The organism is Nocardia sp. No.11 (genome assembly GCF_038752175.1).
In the GTDB taxonomy this organism is placed as follows: domain Bacteria; phylum Actinomycetota; class Actinomycetes; order Mycobacteriales; family Mycobacteriaceae; genus Nocardia; species Nocardia canadensis.
Genome location: NZ_JBCGFB010000061.1, coordinates 1 through 20,464, shown reverse-complemented (window position 1 = coordinate 20,464; position 20,464 = coordinate 1). Strand labels below are relative to the sequence as shown.

Below are 20,464 nucleotides of genomic sequence, written 5' to 3'. Positions count from 1 at the left end.
CGCGCGGACCGGGCCATCGTCGTTCGCCGCTACTTCTTCGAGGAGGCGAGCTTCTTGTCCTCGCCCTTCTTCGCCGACTTCTTGGCGGGCTGCTTCGCCTGCGACTTCGGCGCGGACCCGTTGGTGTCGGCGGTGTTCGCCGCCGCCTGGGCAGTGACGACCAGGTCGTCGTCGGCGGTGTCGACCTGCACGGTGGCGCCCGGGTCGAGGCCGCCGTCGAGCAGCAGCCGCGAGATCCGGTTGTCGAGTTCCCTCTGCACCGTGCGGCGCAACGGCCGGGCACCGAACTCGGGCTGGAATCCGCGTTCGCCGAGCCAGTCCACCGCCGAGTCGCTGATCTCGAGCCCGATGTCCTGCGCCGCCAGCATGCGCCGGGTCTTGTCCAGGATCAGGTTCACGATCCGTTCCAGCTGCGTCTTGTCGAGGCGATGGAACACGATCTGCTCGTCGATGCGGTTGAGGAACTCGGGCCGGAAGTGCTGGCGCAGGCGCTCTTCCAGCTCGGGCACGATCGAGTCCAGATCGCCCTCGGGCGCCTTCAGGATCAGATCGGAGCCGATGTTGGAGGTCATGATCACGATGGTGTTCTTGAAATCGACGGTGCGGCCCTTGGAATCGGTGACCCGGCCGTCGTCGAGCAGCTGCAACAGCACATTGAACACATCGGGGTGCGCCTTCTCGACCTCGTCGAACAGGATCACCGAGTACGGCTGCCTGCGCACCTTGTCGGTGAGCTGGGCAGCGTCGTCGTAGCCGACGTATCCGGGTGGGGCGCCGACGAGCCGGGAGACGGTGTGCTTCTCCTGGAACTCGCTCATGTCGAAGCGGATCAGCCGGTCCTCGTCACCGAAGACGGCCTCCGCCAACGCTTTCGCCAGTTCGGTCTTGCCGACACCGGTCGGGCCGAGGAACAGGAACGAGCCGATCGGGCGGTTCGGATCCTTGAGCCCGGCCCTGGCCCGGCGCACCGCCTCGGCCACCGCGACGATCGCCTCGTCCTGCCCGATGACTCGCTTGTGCAGCACGTCCTCGAGCTGGAGAAGGCGTTGCTTCTCCTCGGCGGTCAGGTCGGCGACCGGGATGCCGGTCTGCCGCGAGATCACCTCGGCGATGTCGACGACTTGGACCTCGGGCTCGCCGGATCGCACGCCGGACTCCTCGAGTTCCTCTTCCTTGGCCGCGATATCGGCCTTGATGGCGTTGGCCTTCTCGTAGTCCTCGTTGTCGACGGCGGCGTCCTTCTCCCGGTACAGCCGCGCGATCTCCTCGTCTCTGGCCTTCGCCTCCGGATCGGGGGTGCCCGAGCGCAACCGGACCCGCGCGCCTGCCTGATCGATCAGGTCGATCGCCTTGTCGGGCATGAACCGGTCGGTGATGTAGCGATCCGAGAGCTGGGCCGCCGCGATGAGCGAGTCGTCGGAGTAGCGCACCTGGTGGTGCTCCTCGTAGACGTCGGCCAGGCCGCGCAGGATCTCGATGGTGTCCTCGACCGAGGGCTCCGAGACCATCACGGGCTGGAACCGCCGTTCGAGTGCGGCGTCCTTCTCGATGTACTTGCGGTACTCGTCGATCGTGGTCGCGCCGACGACGTGCAGTTCCCCGCGGGCGAGCGCGGGCTTGAGCAGATTGCCCGCGTCCATCGAGCCCTCCCCGCCGCCACCGGCGCCGACGATGGTGTGCAGTTCGTCGATGAAGACGATCAGCTCGTCCTTGTGCGCGCGGACCTCGTCGAGGATCTTGGTCAGCCGCTCCTCGAACTCGCCGCGATACTTGCTGCCCGCCACCAGTGTGCCGACGTCGAGCGCGATGACGCGGCGGTCGGTGAGGGTCGATGGCACGTCGTTGTTGACGATCCGCTGCGCCAGACCCTCCACGATGGCGGTCTTGCCGACACCGGGATCGCCGATCAGCACCGGGTTGTTCTTGCGCCGCCGCGACAGGATCTCGATCGTCTGCTCGATCTCCTCGGCCCGCCCGACCACCGGGTCCACCAAACCCTCGCGGGCCTCCGCGGTCAGATCACGGCCGTACTCGTCCAGGGTCGGCGTGTCGGTCTTCTGCTGCCGCTTGGCCGGTGCGCCCGTGGTGGCCGGACCCGAGGAAGTGCCGCTCTGGGTGGCGGCGATGCCCGCCATCAGCGACTGGGCGGCGACGGAGTCGGGCAGCGAGGCTATGCCGAGCAGGATGTGCTCGGGCCCGATGTAGCTGCTGCCGGACTGGGCGGCCTGGCGCTGAGCGGCGCGCAGCGCCATCTTCGTGCCGGGACTGAGGGTGATGTCGGAGAGGTCGTTTTCGCTGGGCGAGCCGGTGTCGAGGAAGTCCTGCATCTGCTCGGCAACCTGGTCGGGGTCGAGGCTGAGCTCGGCGACGATGCTGCGGCCCGGCTCGGCCTCGGTGGCGGCGTAGAGCAGGTGCTCCGGGGTGATCTCGGTATTGCCCCACTCCTGGGCGGCCTCGCGCGCCGATCCGATGAGCAACTTGGCGTTGTCGGTCATCAGTCTGCCCAGGTCGATGCGCTGCACGGGGGGTTTGGCCGACATCCCGGGGCCGAAGAATCGCTGGAAGATGTCGTCGAAGGAGTTCATCGAACCTGGCCAGCTCGCTGTCATATCCACACCTCTTCGCTCGTCGTGCCGCGCGGGGCGGCGACTTCTGCAGATCGGGTCGGTACTGCTAGCAATACTTCGGCATCCCCGGGTGGGGTGCAAGCGATTGGACAGTTTCACATCTACAACGTCGTGAGGTGTGGCGCGCAAACCAAAGTCCGGCGGAAGCGGTCCGAAACCACCGGTTTTGTCTGATTCTGGATCGAGGAGCGGCACGGACGGGTAGCGTGACGACCCGCGCCGCGGTATCGACCGCGGCGCCCAGATTTGCCCGCCGACCGACTGGTCGAACAGGCCGACGGGAAGAGCACGGAGTTTGGTCACCGACGTCATCGATGTCTCCGCGGATTTCACGATCGCGCGTCAATCACTGTGGGACGTACTGCTGGACCCACAGAGCTACCCACGAATGTTCACCGGCATCGGCAGTTGCGAACGGGTCGAGCGACCCGACGGCTCGGTGGTCTGGCAGGTCCGGGTCGGCTCGGCCGCCGCGGGCATCCAGACCCACGAGTTCGTGCTCGAGATCGGACGCTGGTACGAGAGTTTCGAACTGCGCAGCTCCGCGCTGGGCAGCTTCGCCGCGATCCGCCTGCGCGGAGACGAGCAGCGCACCCGCCTCGACATCACCCTGTTCGCCGCGGCCAGGGTGCACCCGATGCTGGACGCGCGCAGCAATTCCGTGGTCACCGACTGGGTGAAGGCGGGTCTGCGCCGGACCGCCGACATCATCGCGGGCACCAGATCCTCGATCGTGATCAACGCCGAGCGCTCGGTGCTGCGCCGCAATACCGGAGTGGTCCGCAGCATCGCGGCCACCGGCCTGATGCGTCCTGAGCCCGTCTCGATCGTGAAACAGCTTCGCTCCCTGGCGAAGTGGGGCTTCAACTTGGCCGGTGGTTACGCCGCGGGCGCGGCGCACACCCCGACGCGGCTCGCGTTGATCGACCCGCACGGCACCCGCACCTTCGCCGAGGTCGACGCGCGCTCCACCGCGCTGGCCGGGGCGATGTACTCCCTGGGCCTGCGGGCCGGCGACGCCATCGGCCTGCTGTCGCGCAATCACGCGGGCATGGTCGAAACCATGGTCGCGGCGGGCAAACTCGGCGTCGACGTGGCGCTGCTCAACGCCGGGCTGTCGGGCCGGCGGATCGAGGAGATCGTGCAGCGGCACCGGCTCAGCGCGGTCTACGTCGACGGGCCGCTGGAGACCCTGATCCGCTACCTGCACAGCGACGTACCCCGGTTCACCACCGACGACCAGCCGCCGGACCCGGAACGCACGACCATCGACGGTCTGATCGCGTTGGCGCAGAACGACTTTCCGGTACCGGCCCACCCCGGACGGCTGATCGTGCTCACCTCGGGCACCAGCGGCTCGCCCAAGGGCGCGCGCCGCCCGCATCCCAAGGGGTTCGGCACCATCGCGGCGCTGCTGTCGCGGATTCCGATGCGGGTCGAGGAGGTCGTCCTCATCCCGGCGCCGCTGTTCCACACCTGGGGGCTGGCCGGATTGCAGCTCAGCACGGCGCTGCGCGCGACCGTGGTGCTCACCGACGGGTTCGACGCGCTCGCCTGCCTGCGCGCGATCGTCGCGCACCGGATCACCACGCTGATCGTCGTCCCGACCATGGTCGAGCGGCTGCTCGACGTGCCCGACGAGGTCCGCGCGAGCTTCGACCTGTCGAGCCTGCGCCACGTCGTCAGTTGCGGCGCGCCCCTGGCCGGGGCCACCGTACTGCGCTTCCTGGACACCTTCGGTGACGTGCTCTACAACGTGTACGGCTCGACGGAGGTGTCCTGGGCCAGCGTCGCCACCCCCGCCGACCTGCGGGTCTCGCCGACCACCGCCGGTCGCCCGCCGCTGGGCACCCGGGTGGCGGTGCTCGGTCCCGACCTGCGACCGGTGCCGGTCGGGGCAACCGGGCACATCTTCGTCGCCAACCACATGCTCTTCGACGGCTATGTCAACGCCGCGCCGCCGGAGGAAGCCGATGGGATGCTCGACACCGGCGACCTCGGCTACCTCGACGCGGCGGGCCGGTTGTTCGTCGCGGGCCGCGACGACGAGATGATCATCTCCGGCGGCGAGAACGTCTTCCCCCGCCCGGTGGAGGAGGCGCTAGCCCATCTGCCGCAGATCACCGAGGTGGCCGTAGTCGGCGTGCCGGATCGGGAGTTCGGGCAACGGCTGGCCGCGTTCGTGGTGAAACGCGAAGGGGCGGGTCTGGATTCGGACATGGTGCGGACCTATATCCGCAACCGGCTCAGCCGCTTCTCGGTCCCGCGCGATGTCACCTTCCTGTCCGCGCTGCCGCGCGGGGAGACCGGCAAGATCCTCAAACGGGTGCTGGTGCGCCCGGAGTCAGCCCTGAGCGAGTAGCCGCCGCACCGCCCGCTCGATCGCGGCCGCGGTCTGCTCGCGAGACAGGCCGCGCCGATCGCGCAGATGGTGGTGGGCGGGCCAGGCCAGCGCGCCGTCGACCAGGTCGAGCAGCTGATCGTCACCGGCCAGCTCGGGGGCGAACAGCGCCGCCAGGGTGTCGCGGATGCGCTCGTCGGTGCGGCGCATCCGCGCGTCGATCGCGGGCACCGAGCGGGACTCCTGCAGGCCGGGCAGCCGCGGCGAGCGCTGCAGCTCGAAGATCGCCGCGCTCTGCCGGACCGCCAGCGTGATCCGATCATCCAGCGGCAGTGTGGGATCGGGGGTGATCAGGCACGCCTCCACCGTCGCCGACTGGCGCTCTACCGCGGCGACGAGCAGGGCCTCGCGATCGGCGAAGTGCACGAAGATGCTGCGCTCGGAGGTGCCCGCCCTGGTCGCGATCGCGCGGGTGGTCGGCGCGAAATCGCCGTCGATGAGCGCGGCGAGCAGTCCGTCGATGATGGCCTCGCGGGTCTTCTCCGGATCGCGCCGCCGCGGCGGGCGCGCCGTACGCTCGCCCGCCGCCTCGACTTCGTGCCCTGAACTCATCGGCCCATCACAGCACAGACCGCCCGGACCCGGGCTATGCGCTCGGCGGGACCGCCGTCCGGTTCATCACCGAATGCGTGCGCGAGTAGCCGAAATAGACGACCAGACCCACCATCAGCCACACCAGGAACCGCACCCACGTCTCCCACGGCAGCGAGTAGATCAGGTACGCCGAGAACCCGATGCCGACCAGCGGGATCACCGGCATCAACGGCAGCCGGAACGAGCGCGGCGCGTCGGGCCTGGTGCGCCGCAACACGATCACCGCGACGCACACCACGATGAAGGCCATCAGGATGCCGATGTTGGTGAGCTCGGCGACGGTGTTGATCGGCAGCACGCCGGCCAGGATCGCCGCGCCGACACCGACGATCCAGGTGACCCTGGTCGGGACCTTGCGGGTCGGATGGGTCTTGGCGAACCACGCGGGCAGCAGGCCGTCGCGGCTCATCGCGAACCACACCCGGGTGACACCGAGCATGAACGTCAGCACCACGGTCACGATGCCCACGATCGCGCCCACCGCGATGATGTTGGCGACACCCGGCATCCCGACCGACTCGAACGCGGTGGAGAAGCCGCTGGTCGGGCTGATCTCGGTGTATTTCTGCATGCCGGTCAGCACCAGCGTGGCCAGCACGTAGAGCACCATGGCGATGGCGAGGGAGTAGATGATCGCCTTGGGCAGGTGCTTGCGTCCGTCCACCGATTCCTCGGCGGCGGTACTCATCGCGTCGTAGCCGAACACCGCGAAGAACACCGTCGCCGCGCCCGTCCACACCGCGCCGGTCCCGAACGGGAAGTACGGGTCGTAGTTGGCGCTGTCGATGTGGAACACGCCCAGCGCCACGATGAGCACGACCAGCGCGACCTTGATGCCGACCGCGATCGTCTCGAACCGGCCGACGCTGCCGATCCCGCGCGAGAGCACCCACGCGGTGCCCAGGCAGAACAGCACGGCGAACAGGTCGACGACCCGTCCCTCGCCGGTATCGGGCGCGCCGAGCATCCATTCGGGCAGGGTCAGGCCGACCTGGTCGAGCAGGAACCCGAAGTAGCCGGACACGCCGATCGCGACCACCGCCGCCACGGCGATGTACTCGAGCAGCAGATCCCAGCCGATGAACCAGCCCGCCAGCTCACCGAGCGAGACGTAGCCGTAGGTATAGGCCGACCCCGCCTTGGGCACCATGCCCGCGAACTCGGCGTAGCACAGCGCCGCCGCCGCGCTGGCCACACCGGCGATCAAGAACGAGATCAGCACCGCCGGACCGGTGACCGAGTGGGCGACCGAACCAGCCAGGGTGAAGATGCCCGCGCCGATGATGCCGCCGACGCCGATCGCCGTCAGCTGCCACAGGCCGAGCGATTTGGCGAGCCGTTCGTCGCTCGGGATCTCGTCCTCGACGTCGACGAGGGGTTTACGGCGCAGCATCTGGGCGCGCAACTGTGCGAAAGACATTCGCGTTCCTTCCGTCGGCGCACACCGCCGCGTCGCGATGTACGAGCCGACCTCCTGCCGGGAGGCTCAGCTGAGTACACCGCCACGTCGGGGCCGCGGGCGCCGAGAGTGAATATTGTTCAGCGGTGGTGCCCGAAGGGACAGCCGGTCGTCACCCGCGCCCGCCGACCAGCGCGCGCAGGAAGAACCCCAGGTTGGCCGGCCGTTCGGCCAGCCTGCGCATGAAATATCCGTACCACTGGTCACCGTAGGGGACATAGACGCGAACGTGGTTGCCCGCGGCGGCGAGTCGCTGCTGTTCGTCGGCGCGTATGCCGAACAGCATCTGGTACTCGTACTCCTCGGTCTTGCGTTGCGCCGACTGCACCGCCACCCCGGCCGCCGCGATTACCGCCGGATCGTGCGAGGCGATCATCGGGTACCCGCCGCCCGCGGTCAGGATCGCCAGGCAGCGCAGATAGGACGCGTCGACCTCGGCGCGGTCGCGGAAGGCGACCGACTCGGGTTCGTCGTAGGCGCCCTTGCACAACCGGATGCGCGAGCCGGGACCCGCCAGCGCGCGGCAGTCGTCCTCGGTGCGGCGCAGGTAGGCCTGCAGGACGGTGCCCAGCCACGGGTAGTCGGCGCGCAGCTCGCGCACGATCTCGAGCGTCGAGTCGGTGGTGGTGTGGTCCTCGGCGTCGACGGTGACCCACAGTCCCGCGGCCTCGGCGGCCGCGCAGATCTGGCGGGCGTGGTCGCGGGCGATCGCGTGACCGTCGCGGGGGAGGGCCTGACCCAGCGCGGACAGCTTCACCGAGACCTCCAGTGGCCGAACGGCGCCCGCCGCGACCTCGGCCTGGGAAAGCCGGCCGAGCGCGGCGATGAGGGTCCGGTACTGCGCGACGGTCGATTCCGCGCTCGCCAGGTCGGTGGTGTCCTCGCCCAGATAGTCGACGCTGACGAAGCGGCCGGAGCGCAGCAGTGTTTCGGCCGCGCGCACCGCCTGGTCGGTGGTGGTGCCCGCGACGAAACGGGCGACCACGGCCCGGCTGACCGGCAGTCGGGTGACGGCGCGTTCCAGCCGGGGTGAACGGGCGGCGGCGAGCAGGGTCGAGCGCAGGAGGGCGGACATCAGTGGACCTCCGGGTCGGGTGCCTGATGGGGATAGCGGTGCTCGGTCGGCGGGGTGAAGGTCTCCTTGATGGTGCGTGCCGAGGTCCAGCGCAGCAGGTTCTGCGCCGAGCCCGCCTTGTCGTTGGTGCCCGAGGCGCGCCCACCGCCGAAGGGCTGCTGGCCGACGACCGCGCCGGACGGTTTGTCGTTGATGTAGAAATTGCCCGCGGCGAAGGTGAGCCGCTCGGTGGCCGCGGTGATCGCGGCGCGGTCCTCGGCGATGATCGACCCGGTCAGCCCGTAGGCGCTGCCGCGATCGACGAGGTCCATGGCCGCGGCGAAGCCGTCGGGGGTGCGGTCGTCGTAGACATGCACGGCCAGGATCGGGCCGAAGTATTCGGTGTGGAAGATCTCGTCGGCGGGATCGTCGCCCACGACGACGGTCGGCTCGACGAACCAGCCGACGCCGTCGTCGCTGTGGCCACCGGCCACCACGGTCAGCCCCGGTGTCGCCTTGGCCCGCTCGAGAGCGGCGGCGTTGCGTTCGAAGGCGCGCCGGTCGATCAGCGCCCCACCGAAATTCGTGAAGTCGGTGACGTCGCCGTAGCGCAGCGCCGTCGTGCGTTCGATCAGATCCTCCGACATCGCCGCCCACACCGAGAGCGGGACGAACGCGCGCGACGCGGCCGAGCACTTCTGGCCCTGATAGTCGAACGCGCCGCGCAGCAGCGCCGTGGTGAGCACGGCGGGGTCCGCCGAGGAATGGGCCAGCACGAAGTCCTTACCGCCGGTCTCGCCGACCAGGCGCGGGTAGCTGCGGTACCGGTCGATGCGCTGCGCCACCTCGCGCCACAGGTGCTGGAAGGTGGCTGTCGACCCGGTGAAATGCACGCCCGCCAGCCGCGGATCGGCGAGCACGACCTCGGAGATCTCCGGTCCCGCGCCGTGGACGAGGTTGATCACCCCGGCGGGCAGTCCCGCGGCCTCGAGCAGGCGCAGGGTCAGGTAGGCGGCCACAGCCTGGGAACGGGCCGGCTTCCACACCACGGTGTTGCCCATGAGCGCGGGCGCGGTCGGCAGATTGCCCGCGATGGCGGTGAAATTGAACGGCGTGACCGCGTAGACGAAACCCTCCAGCGACCGGTACTGCATCCGGTTCCACACCCCGGGCGCCGAGATCGGCTGTTCGGCCAGGATCTGGCGGGCGAAGGAGACGTTGAAGCGCCAGAAGTCGACCAGCTCGCACGGCGCGTCGATCTCGGCCTGATAGGCGGACTTGGACTGGCCGAGCATGGTCGCGGCCGAGATCCGCTCGCGCCACGGTCCGGCCAGCAGGTCCGCCGCGCGCAGGAAGATCGCGGCCCGGTCGTCGAACGACATCGCCTGCCAGGCCGGTGCCGCGGCGTCGGCCGCCTCGACCGCGGCGGCGGCCTCGGCGGCGGTCGCGTCGTGCAGGGTGCCGAGCACGGCGGTGTGCCGGTGCGGCTGGACGACCTCGAAACTCGGGCCGTCGCCGCGCAGGTGACGGCCACCGATCACGTGCTGGATCTCGGTGGGTGTCGCGGACAGGTCCGCGAGTGCGGTACGCAGCCGGGCGCGCTCCGGGGTCCCCGGGGCGAAGGTGCCGACAGGCTCGTTGACCGGCGGCGGAGTGGTCGCGATGGCGTCCATGAAGGCGGCTCCTGCGTCGAGTAGGGGCGGGATGTGACGTAGTCAACACCGAGGGGGAGGCGGCATAATCGGCTGATCGGACGAAGAACCCGACCGATGTTCGTCCGATCGGACAAAGCGACGGGAGGTTCGTGATGCCGGAGGACGCCACTACCCTGGGTGAGCTGCTCGCCGCCCTCGACCACACCGTCGCCACCCTCGTCGCCGCGCCGGCGGGGGAATCGGTCCCGCTGCGCTCGGTCGCGCTCGCCGAACCCGCCGATCTGCCCGACCAGCTCGACACCGAGGGCCCGCTGCCGGAGGTGTATCTGCTCGTGGGCGTCGACGCCGAGGCCATGGTGCGATGGCTGCGCGGGGTGGGCGCCCGCGATCCCGGCCAGCGCCCGCGCGTACTGATGACCAAGAGCGCCAACGACTCGCCCGCCGTGCGGGTCGCGGCGTCGACGGCGGGCATCGCCCTGGTGCATGTGCACCGGCAGGCACGCTGGGACCAGGTGTTCGCGCTGGTACGCCGGATGCTGGCCCGCTCGCCCGGCCAGCGCGCCGCGGCCGACGACCACGACCTGCTCGCCCCCGACACCGACCTGTTCGGGCTCGCGCAGGTGGTCGCCAGGGAGACCGGCGGGATGGTCTCCATCGAGGACCCGCACTCACACGTGCTGGCCTACTCGGCCTCCGACGCCTCCGCCGATCAACTGCGCATCCGGTCCATCCTCGGCCGCGAGGGACCCGGCGACTACCTGCGGATCCTGCGCGAATGGGGTGTGTTCGACCGGGTGCGGCGCAGCGACGAGGTCGTCGACGTGCCCGAACATCCCGAGCTCGACATCCGGCGCAGGCTGGTGGTCGGCATCCGGCGCGGCACGCCCCCGCGGATGCTCGGCACCATCTGGCTGCAACAGGGTCACCGCCCGCTGCGCCCCGATGCCGCCCAGGTGCTGCGCGGCGCGTCGGCGGTCGCGGCGCGGATCATCGCGCGCGGACTGGACGCGCCCTCGACCGAGGCCCTGCTGGTGCGCAGGCTCTTCGGCGCGCACGGTGACGGCGTGGACGTCCCGTCCGTGGCGGCCGCGCTGCACCTGCCGACCACCGGCCCCGCCGCGGTGATCGGCTTCGCGCCGGTCGGCCCGGGCGCCGACCTGGCCGCCTCCAGCGCCCTGATCCGCTTGCACGCCAGTGCTTTTCGCGACGACTCGGTGACCGAGGCGATCGATGACCGGGTGTATGTGCTGCTGCCGTCGTATCACTCCGAGCGCAGCGTCGGCTCCTGGCTGCGCAAGCTCGTCGAGCAGCTCGAACAGGCGCGCGGGCTGGTGGTGCGCGCGGCCGTCGCGGCTCCGGTGGCCGGGCTGACGGCGGTCGCGAGCGCCCGCGCCGAAGTCGATCGGGTCCTGGACAGCCCGGCCGCCGCGGCGTCGGGCAGTCGGGTCGCCACGCTGGCCGAGGCCAGGACGGCGGTGCTGCTGGCCGAGATCGTGGGGCTGGTCCGGGACCGCCCACACCTGCACGATCCCCGGCTGAGCGCGCTCGACGCCTACGACCGCGAACACGCCGCCGAACTGCGCCGCTCGGTACTGGCCTACCTGCGGGCACACGGCGAGGTCAGCGCCGCGGCCGCCGTGCTGCGCGTGCATCCGAACACGCTGCGGTACCGGTTGCGCCGAGCCGAGTCCGTGCTCGGCATCGACCTGGCCGATCCCGCCGACCGGTTGCTGCTCGAGATCCAGCTGGCCGCGGTGCCGATCGCCGCGCCCTAACTCGGCTATTGCAGTTATGCTGCAATAGCGACGCCTGGTCGCACCGCCGCGGCGGGACGTGAGCACCTGAGTGAGGTTGTCGTGGTGGACGGGACGAATACCCAGCGGTTCGAGGTGTCGCGCCGCGGCATGCTCGGCGTCGGAGCCGGGACGGCCGCCGCGCTGGCTGTCGGCCTGACCGTCACCAGCTGCGGCGACGACACCGGCGCGATCACACCGTCGAGGACGCAGACGGACCCGACCGAGGCCGTCGCGGACGCCAATCGCGCGCTGGCCGACAATCTGCCCTTCGGCGACACTGCCGATTTCGCCGATGCCGATCGGGGCTGGATCGCCTCCCTCGAGCCGGGCAAGATCACCGACGCCTCGGGAAAGGTGGTGTGGGACACCGACTCCTACGACTTTCTGGCCGGTGCCTGTCCGCGATCGGTGAATCCGAGCCTGTGGCGGCAATCCCAGCTCACCGTGAAACAGGGACTCTACGAGATCGCGCCCGGCTTCTATCAGATCCGCGGCTTCGACCTATCGAACATGACGCTGATCGAGGGCGACACCGGGGTCGTCGTCATCGACCCGCTCGTGTCCGCCGAAACCGCGGCCGCGGGGCTGGCGCTGTATCGCGAGCATCGGGGTGACCGGCCGGTGACCGGTCTGATCTACTCGCACTCCCATGTCGACCACTTCGGCGGCAGCTACGGGGTCCTCGCCCCGCAGGATGTCGCGGCGGGCCGCTGCCCGGTGCTCGCGCCTGTCGGCTTCCTGGAACACGCGGTCGCCGAGAACATCTACACCGGCACCGCGATGGCCCGCCGCGCCGCCTACATGTACGGCGCCGCGCTGCCGCGCGGGCCGAAAGGCCAGGTCGGCTCGGGTCTCGGGCAGACCACTTCGACCGGCACGGTCAGCCTGATCCCGCCCACGCTCGACATCACCCGCACCGACCAGGTCGAGACGGTCGACGGCGTGCGGATGGTCTTCCAGCTCACGCCGGGCACCGAGGCGCCGGCGGAGATGAACATCTACTTCCCCGACCGTCGCATCCTGTGCATGGCCGAGAACGCCACGCACACCATGCACAACATCGTCACCCTGCGCGGCGCGCTGGTCCGCGACCCCCACGTCTGGGCGAAATACCTGACGGAGTCGATCAACCGGTACGGTCGCCGGGCCGAGCTGGTGTTCTCCTCTCATCACTGGCCGATCTGGGGCACCGACCGGATCGTCGAGTTCCTGTCGCTGCAACGCGATCTCTACGCCTACCTCAACGACCAGACGCTGCGGTTGCTGAACAAGGGCTACGTCGGCGCCGAGATCGCCGAGATGATGACGATGCCGCCCGCGCTCACCGCCACCTGGTCCACGCACGGCTACTACGGCTCGATCAGCCACAATGTCAAAGCCGTCTATCAGCGCTACATGGGCTGGTTCGACGGCAACCCCGCCCACCTCTGGGAGCATCCGCCGGTGGACAACGCCCGCCGCCACGTCGAGGCGATGGGCGGGATCGCCGCGGTGTTGCAGCAGGCGCAGCGGGCCTACGACGCCGCCGACTTCCGCTGGGCGGTGCAGTTGCTGAACTACGCGATCTTCGCCGAGCCGGGCAACGACACCGCGAAAGCGTTGCAGGCGAGTGCTTTCGAACAGCTCGCCTACGGCGCGGAGAACGCCACCTGGCGCAACTTCTACCTCAGCGGTGCCCATGAACTACGCCACGGCGCCTTCGGCACCCCGACCGCGGCGAACTCGGCGGCGCTGGCGGCGGCACTGAGCGTGGAGCAGGTGTTCGACGCGATGGCCCTGCGCATCGACGGGCCCAAGGCTTGGGACGTGAAGCTCACCAGCGACTGGCGGATCAGCGACGAGGGCAACCGGATCCACCGCGTGGAATTGCGCAACGGCGTGCTCGTGCACTACGACCGGTTCCCCGGCGACGAGCTGCCCGCGCCGGAGGCCACCCTCACCCTGACACGGCCCGTGCTGATCCGCAGCCTGGCCGGCGGCGGCGATCTGAAGAAGGCAGTGCTCAGCGGTGACATCGTCGTCGAGGGCGATGTCACCGCGCTGACGAAGCTGCCCGGCCTGATCGACAAGCCGGACCCGAACTTCGCCATCGTGACGCCCTAGCCGCTACCGCTTGGCGTAGTCGGCGACGCCCTGCCAATCGAGCATCACGCAGGCTTCGTCACCGACCACCCAGGCGTCGTGGCCGGGCGGCACCAGCATCAGGTCGCCCGGCCCGAACTCCTGCTGTTCGCCGTCGTCCATCACCACCACCATGCGCCCGGACAGGCAGTAGCCCATGTGCGGCGCCTGGCAACTGTCGGTCCCGGCGATCGGTTTGACGTGTAGTGACCACCGCCAGCCCGGTTCGAACACGGCGCGGCCCACCGGTCCGCTGTCGAGATTCACGAGATCGAGCCGGCCTTTGTCCTGCTCGAAGGGCCGGGTTTCCTCGGGTGCGTCGAAATTCTTGCGGGTCAGGGCGGACATCATCGGCTCCTGTGTTGTCGAAGGTGGCCGAGGAGTCGTGTCCACCAGGGCGCGTCCACGCGCTCGGCCCGCGACGGCAGCCACCGCACAGCTCATCGTTCGCCGATAGGGGACTATGCGCAAGCGAACGGCAGTGCGGATTCGCCGTCAGGCGCCGGTGGGGACCTCGCCCACGGCCTCGGCCGGATCGATGACGCCGAACACCTCGCCCTGGGGCGCCTGCAGGATGCCCATCCGCCCGAACGGGCTGTCGTCGGGGCCCATGATCACCGAGGCGCCCAGTTCGGTGGCCTTGGCCAGCGCGGCGTCGGCGCCGTCGACCTGGATCCAGGTGAGCCAGTAGGTCGGCGTGCCAAGCGCGGACGCGTCCATCATCCCGCCGATGGTGTGGGTCTGGCCGGGCAGCGCGAAGGTGGAGTAGACGAAGTTCTCGCCGTCGCCGATCTCGGTGTAGTGCCAGCCGAAGACGGCGTTGTAGAAGTCGTGGGCCCGGTCGTAGCCGCCGGTGTGCAGTTCGTTCCAGCAGTAGGCGCCGTGCTGGTTGTAGACGCCGGCGCCGGTGTGCGCCTTCGCCTCCCAGACACCGAACACCCCGCCGGTCGGATCGGCGCCGATGAACATGCGGCCCACGTCGAGCACGTCGAACGGGGGCATGAACACCTGGCCGCCCGCCTTGCTCACCTTCTCGGCGATCTCGTCGGCGCGCTCGGCCGCGAAGTAGGTGGTCCAGGCCGAGGGCATCGGCATGCCGTCGGGCTTCGGGCCGATGCCGGCGGCGGGCCTGCCGTCCAGTGTCGCCATCAGGTAACCGCCCGCATCGGCGGGCCCGTCCTGGATGTCCCAGCCGAACAGGGCACTGTAGAAGTCACGGGCGGCGGTGGTGTCGTCGACCTGACAGTCGATCCAGCAGGGCGTGCCCTGCGGCCAAGCTTCGTCACGTGTCGGCATTGTCGAACGTCCTTCCTCGGTGATGGATGGAAGCCGGCCGGAACCGCGCCGGCGGGTGCCAGTCAACCATCAGCCTCCGACAGTCGTGCGACCCGCACAGCGCGCTGAACTGGAACAACGGGTATTCACTGCGACAGTCCGAGCGGGCCGACGCTCGGCTCGCCAGGTCGTTACCCCTGTTACAGTTTCCGCGCTCGATCGTGTGGTGGCTAGGTCAACAGTGGAGACGAACGAACCGGTCGGGGAGCGACGCAATGGCAGTGAGAGGTTCCGAACGTGGGTTCGTCCGGATGCTCGTGACGATCCTCGCGGTGATGCTCGTGCTCGGATGCGGCGGCGGACCGGCGGCGGGTGACCCGGCCGAACCGCCCGCGGCCCGGTGGACGGCCCTGCACGACGGGCCGGGCGCCTATCCCGAGGTGCGAGTGGAGCGCGGCGTGCGGATCACCATGAGCGACGGCGTCGTGCTCAAAGCCGACGTCTACCGGCCGGCGAACGCCGCGGGTGAGATCGAGCAGCAGCCGCTGCCGACGATCGTCAGCCTCACGCCCTACTCGAAACTGATGACCGGCCTGATCGAATCCGCCGCCGCCATCCCGGGCCTGCAGGCCACGGCGGTCGACATCGTGCGCAGGCTGAACCTGTCGGCCACGCCGATCAGCGGGTTCGGCGATCTGATGCAGGCACTCGACGGCGGCATGATCCAGACCATGCTCGGCGTCGACCGCAAGCTCATCGGCAGCGGGTACACCGTCGTCGTCGCCGACGTGCGCGGAACCGGCCTGTCGCAAGGCAAATGGGACACCCTCGGCGCCCGCGAACAGCTCGACACCCGCGAGGTGATCGACTGGGCGGCCCGCCAGCCGTGGTCGAACGGGCGGATCGGGATGAGCGGCGGCTCCTATTCCGGCATCAATCAGCTGCGCGCGGCCGAGAACGCCCCCGCCGCGCTGCAGGCGATCTTCCCTGTGGAACCGGGCAGCGACCTGATGCGCGACGTGGTCGCCCCCGGCGGCGGCGTCGGCACCACCTTCCTGCCGCTGTGGCTGAACTCGGTCAACCAGCTCAAACTCGTACCCGATGTCGCCTCGATGGCCGACGGCACCTTCGACTGGACCTGGTTCCACGATCGCCTCGCCGACCCGACCACCAATTTCGACCTGCTCGCCCAGTCCCTGCTCACCCCCTCGCTGTCGAATATGCCGCCCGCGCTCGACGGCGCCCTCGACGACACCTCCGCGTTCCGCGAGGCGATCATGGGGCATCCCGAGCAGGTCACCGTGCCGACCTTCGTCTACGGCGGCTGGCACGACATCTTCGCCAACAGCGCGACCAAACTCTACGAGCAGATCCCGCTGCCCGTCGGGCGCAAACAGCTCGTCGTCGGCGACACCTATCACGCCAATCCCGGTGCGGGGACCGGTGTTCCGGGCGCACCGCCGCGTCTGGACGTACTGCAGCGGGCCTGGTTCGACAAGTGGCTCAAGGACATCGACAGCGGCGTGGACACCTTCGGGCCGGTCACGGTCAAGCAGCAGGGCGGTAGCTGGATCACGCTGCCGGAGTTCCCGATGCCCGGTGTCACCCATCGTCGCGTCTATCTCTCGGCCGCGCCCAGCGGCAGTACCGAGGACAGCCTCCACGACGGATCGTTGAGTGCCACCGGGCCGACGACGACCGAAAACCTCACCGTCGCACCCGGTCTGAGCACGATCTGCTCGCGCGACGCGGCGCAGGGCTCGGCCGGGATGGCCGCCGCGCTGGACACCTGCGCGAAGGACTCCCGGATCGCCGAACGCAACGGGCTCACCTTCACCAGCGCCCCGCTCACCGAGCAGACGGTGATCTCCGGTCCGATCAATGTGCGGCTCAACACCGTGCACGACACGACCGACGGCTTCTGGAATGTCACCGTCAACGACGTATCGCCCGACGGCACCTCGACGGTGCTGACCACCGGTCAGCTCACCACATCGATGCGCGCGATCGACGAACGGCGCAGTGCCCGTTCGGTCAACGGCGACCTCACCGCGCCGTTCAATCCGCTCACCGTCGACGATCTGCTGCCCGTGGTGCCCGGCGCGCCCACCGACCTCGACGTCGCCGTCATCCCGACGCAGGCGGTCCTGGCGCCGGGGCATCGGCTGCGCATCGATGTCTACGCGGGCAACGCGCCCAAAGCGCTGCCGTTCCGGCCGATGCTGAACGCGAGCGGCATGGAACCCCAGCACCTGCGTCTGGATCCGGCCGCGCCGAGCTTCGTCAACCTGCCCACCGACCGCCCGATTCCCTGAAACGACGCACGGATCGACCGCCGGGTCCGGCGTTTCCCGAACCCGGTCGCGGCGGGGTGTGTGAGCCTGTAGGGCAGTGGCTCGGACGAGGAGGTCGGTGTGGTGCAACCCGTCATCGTGGTGATGGGCGTGTCCGGATGCGGGAAGACGACCGTCGGCGCGCTCGCCGCCGAACGGCTCGGGGTGCCCTACGCCGAGGGCGACGACTTCCATCCCATCGAGAACATCGAGAAGATGGCGGCGGGGATCCCGCTGACCGACGAGGACCGCGCGCCCTGGCTCGACATCGTCGCGGGCTGGCTCGGTGAGCATCAGGAATCCGGCGGTGTCGCCGCGTGCTCGGCTCTGCGGCGCACCTACCGTGACCGACTCCGCCGCGGCGCCCCGAACACCTACTTCGTGCACCTGGCCGCGGGCCGCGAGGAACTGCTGCGCCGGATGACCGGCAGGCTCGGCCATTTCATGCCGACGGCGCTGCTCGATTCCCAGCTGGCCACGCTGGAACCACTACAGCCCGACGAAGCGGGGATCACCCTCAACGCGCTCGAGCCGCCGACCGTCCTCGTCACCGAGGCCGTCGAGGCCTGGCGCGCCGCTCACCGCTGAAGCAGCGGGTGCAGCTGCTGGACCGGCGCCAGCAGCAGTGCACCGCCGACCACCAGCGCGGCCAGGCACAGCACCGCGAAGATCCCCACCCACAGCAGCGCGGGCAGATGGGTGAGCCGGGCCAGCTGGTCGGCGTCGGAGGCGGTGTGACCGGGCTGCCTGCGGCGGCTGCGCTGCAGTTCGATCACCGGGCGGACCGCGGCGGCCAGCAGGAACCACGCGGCGAGATAGGCGAACGCGGCCTGCATCTGGTCGGTTCCGAACCAGGACACCCCGAACACCAGCGCGCCGAGCACGGCCACGGTCAGCAGCCCATAGATGTTGCGGACCTTGATCAGCACGGCGGCCAGCATCAGCAGCGTCGCCCACAGCATCAGCGTCACCCGGCCCGACCCGAGCAGCGCCGCGTACCCCAGCCCGAGCAGCGCGGGCGCCGGATAGCCCGCGGCGGCGGTGAGGATCATGCCGGGACCGGTCGGCTTGCCGCTGGACACGGTCAGGCCCGAGGTGTCGGTGTGCAGGGTGATCGCGTGCAGCCTGCGCCCGGTGAGCAGGGCGACCAGCGCGTGGCCGCCCTCGTGCGCCACGGTGACCGCGGCCCTGGTGAGCCGCCACAGCGGCCGGTAACCGACCAGGAAGAGCGCGACGGCGGCGGTGGCGAGCACCAGCCACCAGGCGGGCGCGGGTTGGGTGGCGAGGAGACGATCGAGCAGCGAGCTGGCGGATCCGGTGTTCACCGCCGCACTTTAGCCGTCCACGGCGGGTGGCGTGGGTTCGCGCGTGAGCTGGGACGGCAGTGGATGATCCGGTTCCAGCGCCGGCAGGCCGTCGATGCTGGTGGCGTTGTCGCCGGCGATGCGGCGGGCGAAATCGGCGTCGGTGCGGCGGGTGTGCGCCTCGTCGAGGATCGAGCGTTCCTCGACGATGTCGAGATAAGGCACCGACCAGCCGCACGAGTCGGCGATCCGCTCCACCGACACCACGACCACCGCCCGGATACCGGGGTGGTCGGTGCCGAAATGATCACGCAGCGTGGCGAATTCGGCCGAGTCGGGCCGCACCACGCGGCCGGTGCCGAACAGCCGCAGGATGCGGGCGGTGCGGGTGAACGAACAGAACATCACGGTGATCCGGCCGTTGTCGCGCAGATGGGCGATGGTTTCGGAGCCGCTGCCGAACAGATCGAGATAGGCGACGGTGTGATCGTCGAGGACCGCGAAGGTGTCGCGGTAGCCCTTGGGGGAGACGTTGACGTGGCCGCCGGCCGAGGGCGCGGTACCGACGAAGAACATCGGCTGCTCGCCGATGAAGGTTCGTAGTCTGTCGTCGATCCGATCGAACACCTTGCCCATGACGCACTCCCTCGTCCCACCCGTCGGTGGGTTCCCCCGCACCACTGTATCGATCGGCCGTGCCGGGGTCGTCGTTCGGTTCACGCTGAGGGTTACCGCAGACGTGCGCGGCCCGTGCGGCGACGATGGCGAGATGACGCAGACCGCCCCCAGCCCCGTCCACCTCGTGCAGCAGCGTTACGCCGATCCGGCGACCGAGGTTCCCGCGCAGTGGAACCCGGTGCTGGAGGTGCTGCACAGCCACAAGTCGGTGCGCCGCTACCTGCCCGATCCGGTGCCGCCCGCGACGATCCGGCTGCTGGTCTCGGCCGCGCAGTCCGCGGCGACGTCGTCGAATCTGCAGGTGTGGAGCGTTGTCGAGGTGCGCGATCCGGCGCGCAAGGCCCGTCTCGCCGAGGTCGCCGGTGGGCAGGAGCACATCGTGCAGGCTCCGGTACTGCTGGTGTGGACGGCCGACTTCGCCCGTCTGCGCCAGCTCGCCGACGATCGCGGCGTGCCGCTCGACGGCGCCGACTACCTCGAATCCAGCTATGTCGGTTTTATCGACGCGGCACTGGCGGCGCAGAACGCGGTGGTCGCCGCCGAATCCCTGGGCCTGGGCACCGTCTACATCGGCGCGCTGCGCAACGATCCGGAGCGGGTGGCCGCCGAGCTGGGGCTGCCCGACCACGTGTTCGCGGTCTTCGGCCTGGTCGTCGGCCATCCCGACCCGGCCGAGGGAACCCGGGTGAAGCCGCGCCTGCCGCAGGCCGCCGTCCTGCACCAGGAGACCTACGACCTGGCCGGTCAGCGCGCCCCGATCGACACCTACGAGGAGCGGATCGGCGAGATCTACGCCGACCAGGGTCTGCCGTTTTCCTGGACCGAGCGGGTGCTGGCCAGGCTCGCCTCGGTGGCCTCGCTCAACGGCCGCCACCGCCTGCGGGAGTCGTTGCAGACCCGGGGATTCCGGCTGCTGTGAGCCGGGTCCGGCTCAGCCGTTGATCGCCTTGCTGCTGAGCTCGAGCGAGCGGATCCTGGCGTCGATGTCGTAGACGAGGGTGTTGAGCATCAGCTCGTCGGGCGCGGTGGCGGAAAGCAGCGCGGCCGCCTGTTCGCGCACCGTGTCCGGCGAGCCCTGCAGCTGACCGGCCTTGCGCTGCTCGGCGAAGCGGCGCTCGGCGTCGCTGCCGGGGAAGGCGGCGGCCTGCGCCGGCGTGGCGAGTGCCT

15 protein-coding genes and 1 pseudogene are annotated in these 20,464 nt (G+C 69.8%); 6 read left to right on the top strand and 10 right to left on the bottom strand.

All coding sequences use genetic code 11. The features are described 5' to 3' along the window. Positions 1–29: 29 nt before the first annotated feature. Positions 30–2,609: an ATP-dependent Clp protease ATP-binding subunit gene (locus tag V8688_RS18980; protein ID WP_342801365.1), complete on the bottom strand. Its 2,580-nt coding sequence runs from the start codon at positions 2,607–2,609 to the stop codon at positions 30–32. 313 nt (positions 2,610–2,922) lie between these two features. Here V8688_RS18980 and V8688_RS18975 point away from each other — a divergent pair, with 313 nt between their 5' ends. After that, complete coding sequence (locus V8688_RS18975) at positions 2,923–4,989, top strand: AMP-binding protein (RefSeq protein WP_218717413.1); 2,067 nt, start codon at positions 2,923–2,925, stop codon at positions 4,987–4,989. On the opposite strand, the gene V8688_RS18970 is transcribed toward V8688_RS18975, so the two are convergent. From V8688_RS18970 to pruA, 4 genes are all read right to left on the bottom strand, one after another. Further along, positions 4,972–5,580, bottom strand: a complete 609-nt coding sequence (locus V8688_RS18970; protein WP_218717414.1) for a TetR/AcrR family transcriptional regulator — start codon at positions 5,578–5,580, stop codon at positions 4,972–4,974. The genes V8688_RS18975 and V8688_RS18970 overlap by 18 nt on opposite strands. A 34-nt stretch (positions 5,581–5,614) precedes the next feature. Next, positions 5,615–7,042, bottom strand: coding sequence for an amino acid permease (locus tag V8688_RS18965; protein ID WP_218717415.1), 1,428 nt, complete (start codon positions 7,040–7,042; stop codon positions 5,615–5,617). A gap of 151 nt (positions 7,043–7,193) precedes the next feature. After that, positions 7,194–8,156 (bottom strand): proline dehydrogenase family protein, encoded by a 963-nt coding sequence (locus V8688_RS18960; RefSeq protein ID WP_316574618.1) that lies wholly within the window; start codon positions 8,154–8,156, stop codon positions 7,194–7,196. Then, positions 8,156–9,808 (bottom strand): L-glutamate gamma-semialdehyde dehydrogenase, encoded by a 1,653-nt coding sequence (gene pruA / locus V8688_RS18955; protein WP_342801364.1) that lies wholly within the window; start codon positions 9,806–9,808, stop codon positions 8,156–8,158. The genes V8688_RS18960 and pruA overlap by 1 nt, the downstream gene beginning before the upstream one ends. 134 nt (positions 9,809–9,942) lie before the next feature. On the opposite strand from pruA, the gene V8688_RS18950 reads away from it, so the two are divergent. Both V8688_RS18950 and V8688_RS18945 read left to right on the top strand, forming a co-directional pair. Next, positions 9,943–11,565, top strand: coding sequence for a helix-turn-helix domain-containing protein (locus V8688_RS18950; protein ID WP_342801363.1), 1,623 nt, complete (start codon positions 9,943–9,945; stop codon positions 11,563–11,565). Positions 11,566–11,646: 81 nt separating this feature from the next. Continuing rightward, on the top strand, positions 11,647–13,689 hold the full coding sequence (locus tag V8688_RS18945) for an alkyl sulfatase dimerization domain-containing protein (protein WP_308248417.1): 2,043 nt from the start codon (positions 11,647–11,649) through the stop codon (positions 13,687–13,689). 3 nt (positions 13,690–13,692) lie between these two features. Here the strand turns inward: V8688_RS18945 and V8688_RS18940 are convergent, their stop codons facing one another. Then, positions 13,693–14,055: a cupin domain-containing protein gene (locus tag V8688_RS18940; RefSeq protein ID WP_218717443.1), complete on the bottom strand. Its 363-nt coding sequence runs from the start codon at positions 14,053–14,055 to the stop codon at positions 13,693–13,695. Positions 14,056–14,202: 147 nt separating this feature from the next. After that, a complete protein-coding gene (locus V8688_RS18935; protein ID WP_218717419.1) occupies positions 14,203–15,003 on the bottom strand; it encodes a VOC family protein in 801 nt (266 codons plus the stop codon). 290 nt (positions 15,004–15,293) lie between these two features. Between V8688_RS18935 and V8688_RS18930 the strand changes: the two genes are divergently transcribed. Together V8688_RS18930 and V8688_RS18925 are read left to right on the top strand one after the other, a co-directional pair. After that, entirely contained in the window at positions 15,294–17,297 is a 2,004-nt protein-coding gene (locus V8688_RS18930) for a CocE/NonD family hydrolase (protein ID WP_218717444.1), read from the top strand. A gap of 123 nt (positions 17,298–17,420) precedes the next feature. Beyond that, positions 17,421–17,903, top strand: coding sequence for a gluconokinase (locus tag V8688_RS18925; RefSeq protein WP_218717445.1), 483 nt, complete (start codon positions 17,421–17,423; stop codon positions 17,901–17,903). On the opposite strand, the gene V8688_RS18920 is transcribed toward V8688_RS18925, so the two are convergent. After that, on the bottom strand, positions 17,894–18,640 hold the full coding sequence (locus V8688_RS18920; protein ID WP_218717420.1) for a M50 family metallopeptidase: 747 nt from the start codon (positions 18,638–18,640) through the stop codon (positions 17,894–17,896). The genes V8688_RS18925 and V8688_RS18920 overlap by 10 nt on opposite strands. Positions 18,641–18,649: 9 nt before the next feature. Next, positions 18,650–19,255, bottom strand: coding sequence for a pyridoxamine 5'-phosphate oxidase family protein (locus tag V8688_RS18915; RefSeq protein ID WP_342801362.1), 606 nt, complete (start codon positions 19,253–19,255; stop codon positions 18,650–18,652). Between the two features lie 133 nt (positions 19,256–19,388). On the opposite strand from V8688_RS18915, the gene V8688_RS18910 reads away from it, so the two are divergent. Continuing rightward, positions 19,389–20,216: an NADPH-dependent oxidoreductase gene (locus V8688_RS18910; protein WP_218717422.1), complete on the top strand. Its 828-nt coding sequence runs from the start codon at positions 19,389–19,391 to the stop codon at positions 20,214–20,216. Positions 20,217–20,228: 12 nt separating this feature from the next. Here V8688_RS18910 and V8688_RS18905 read toward each other — a convergent pair. Further along, positions 20,229–20,464: pseudogene (locus tag V8688_RS18905) on the bottom strand (alkanal monooxygenase); the annotation flags it as partial.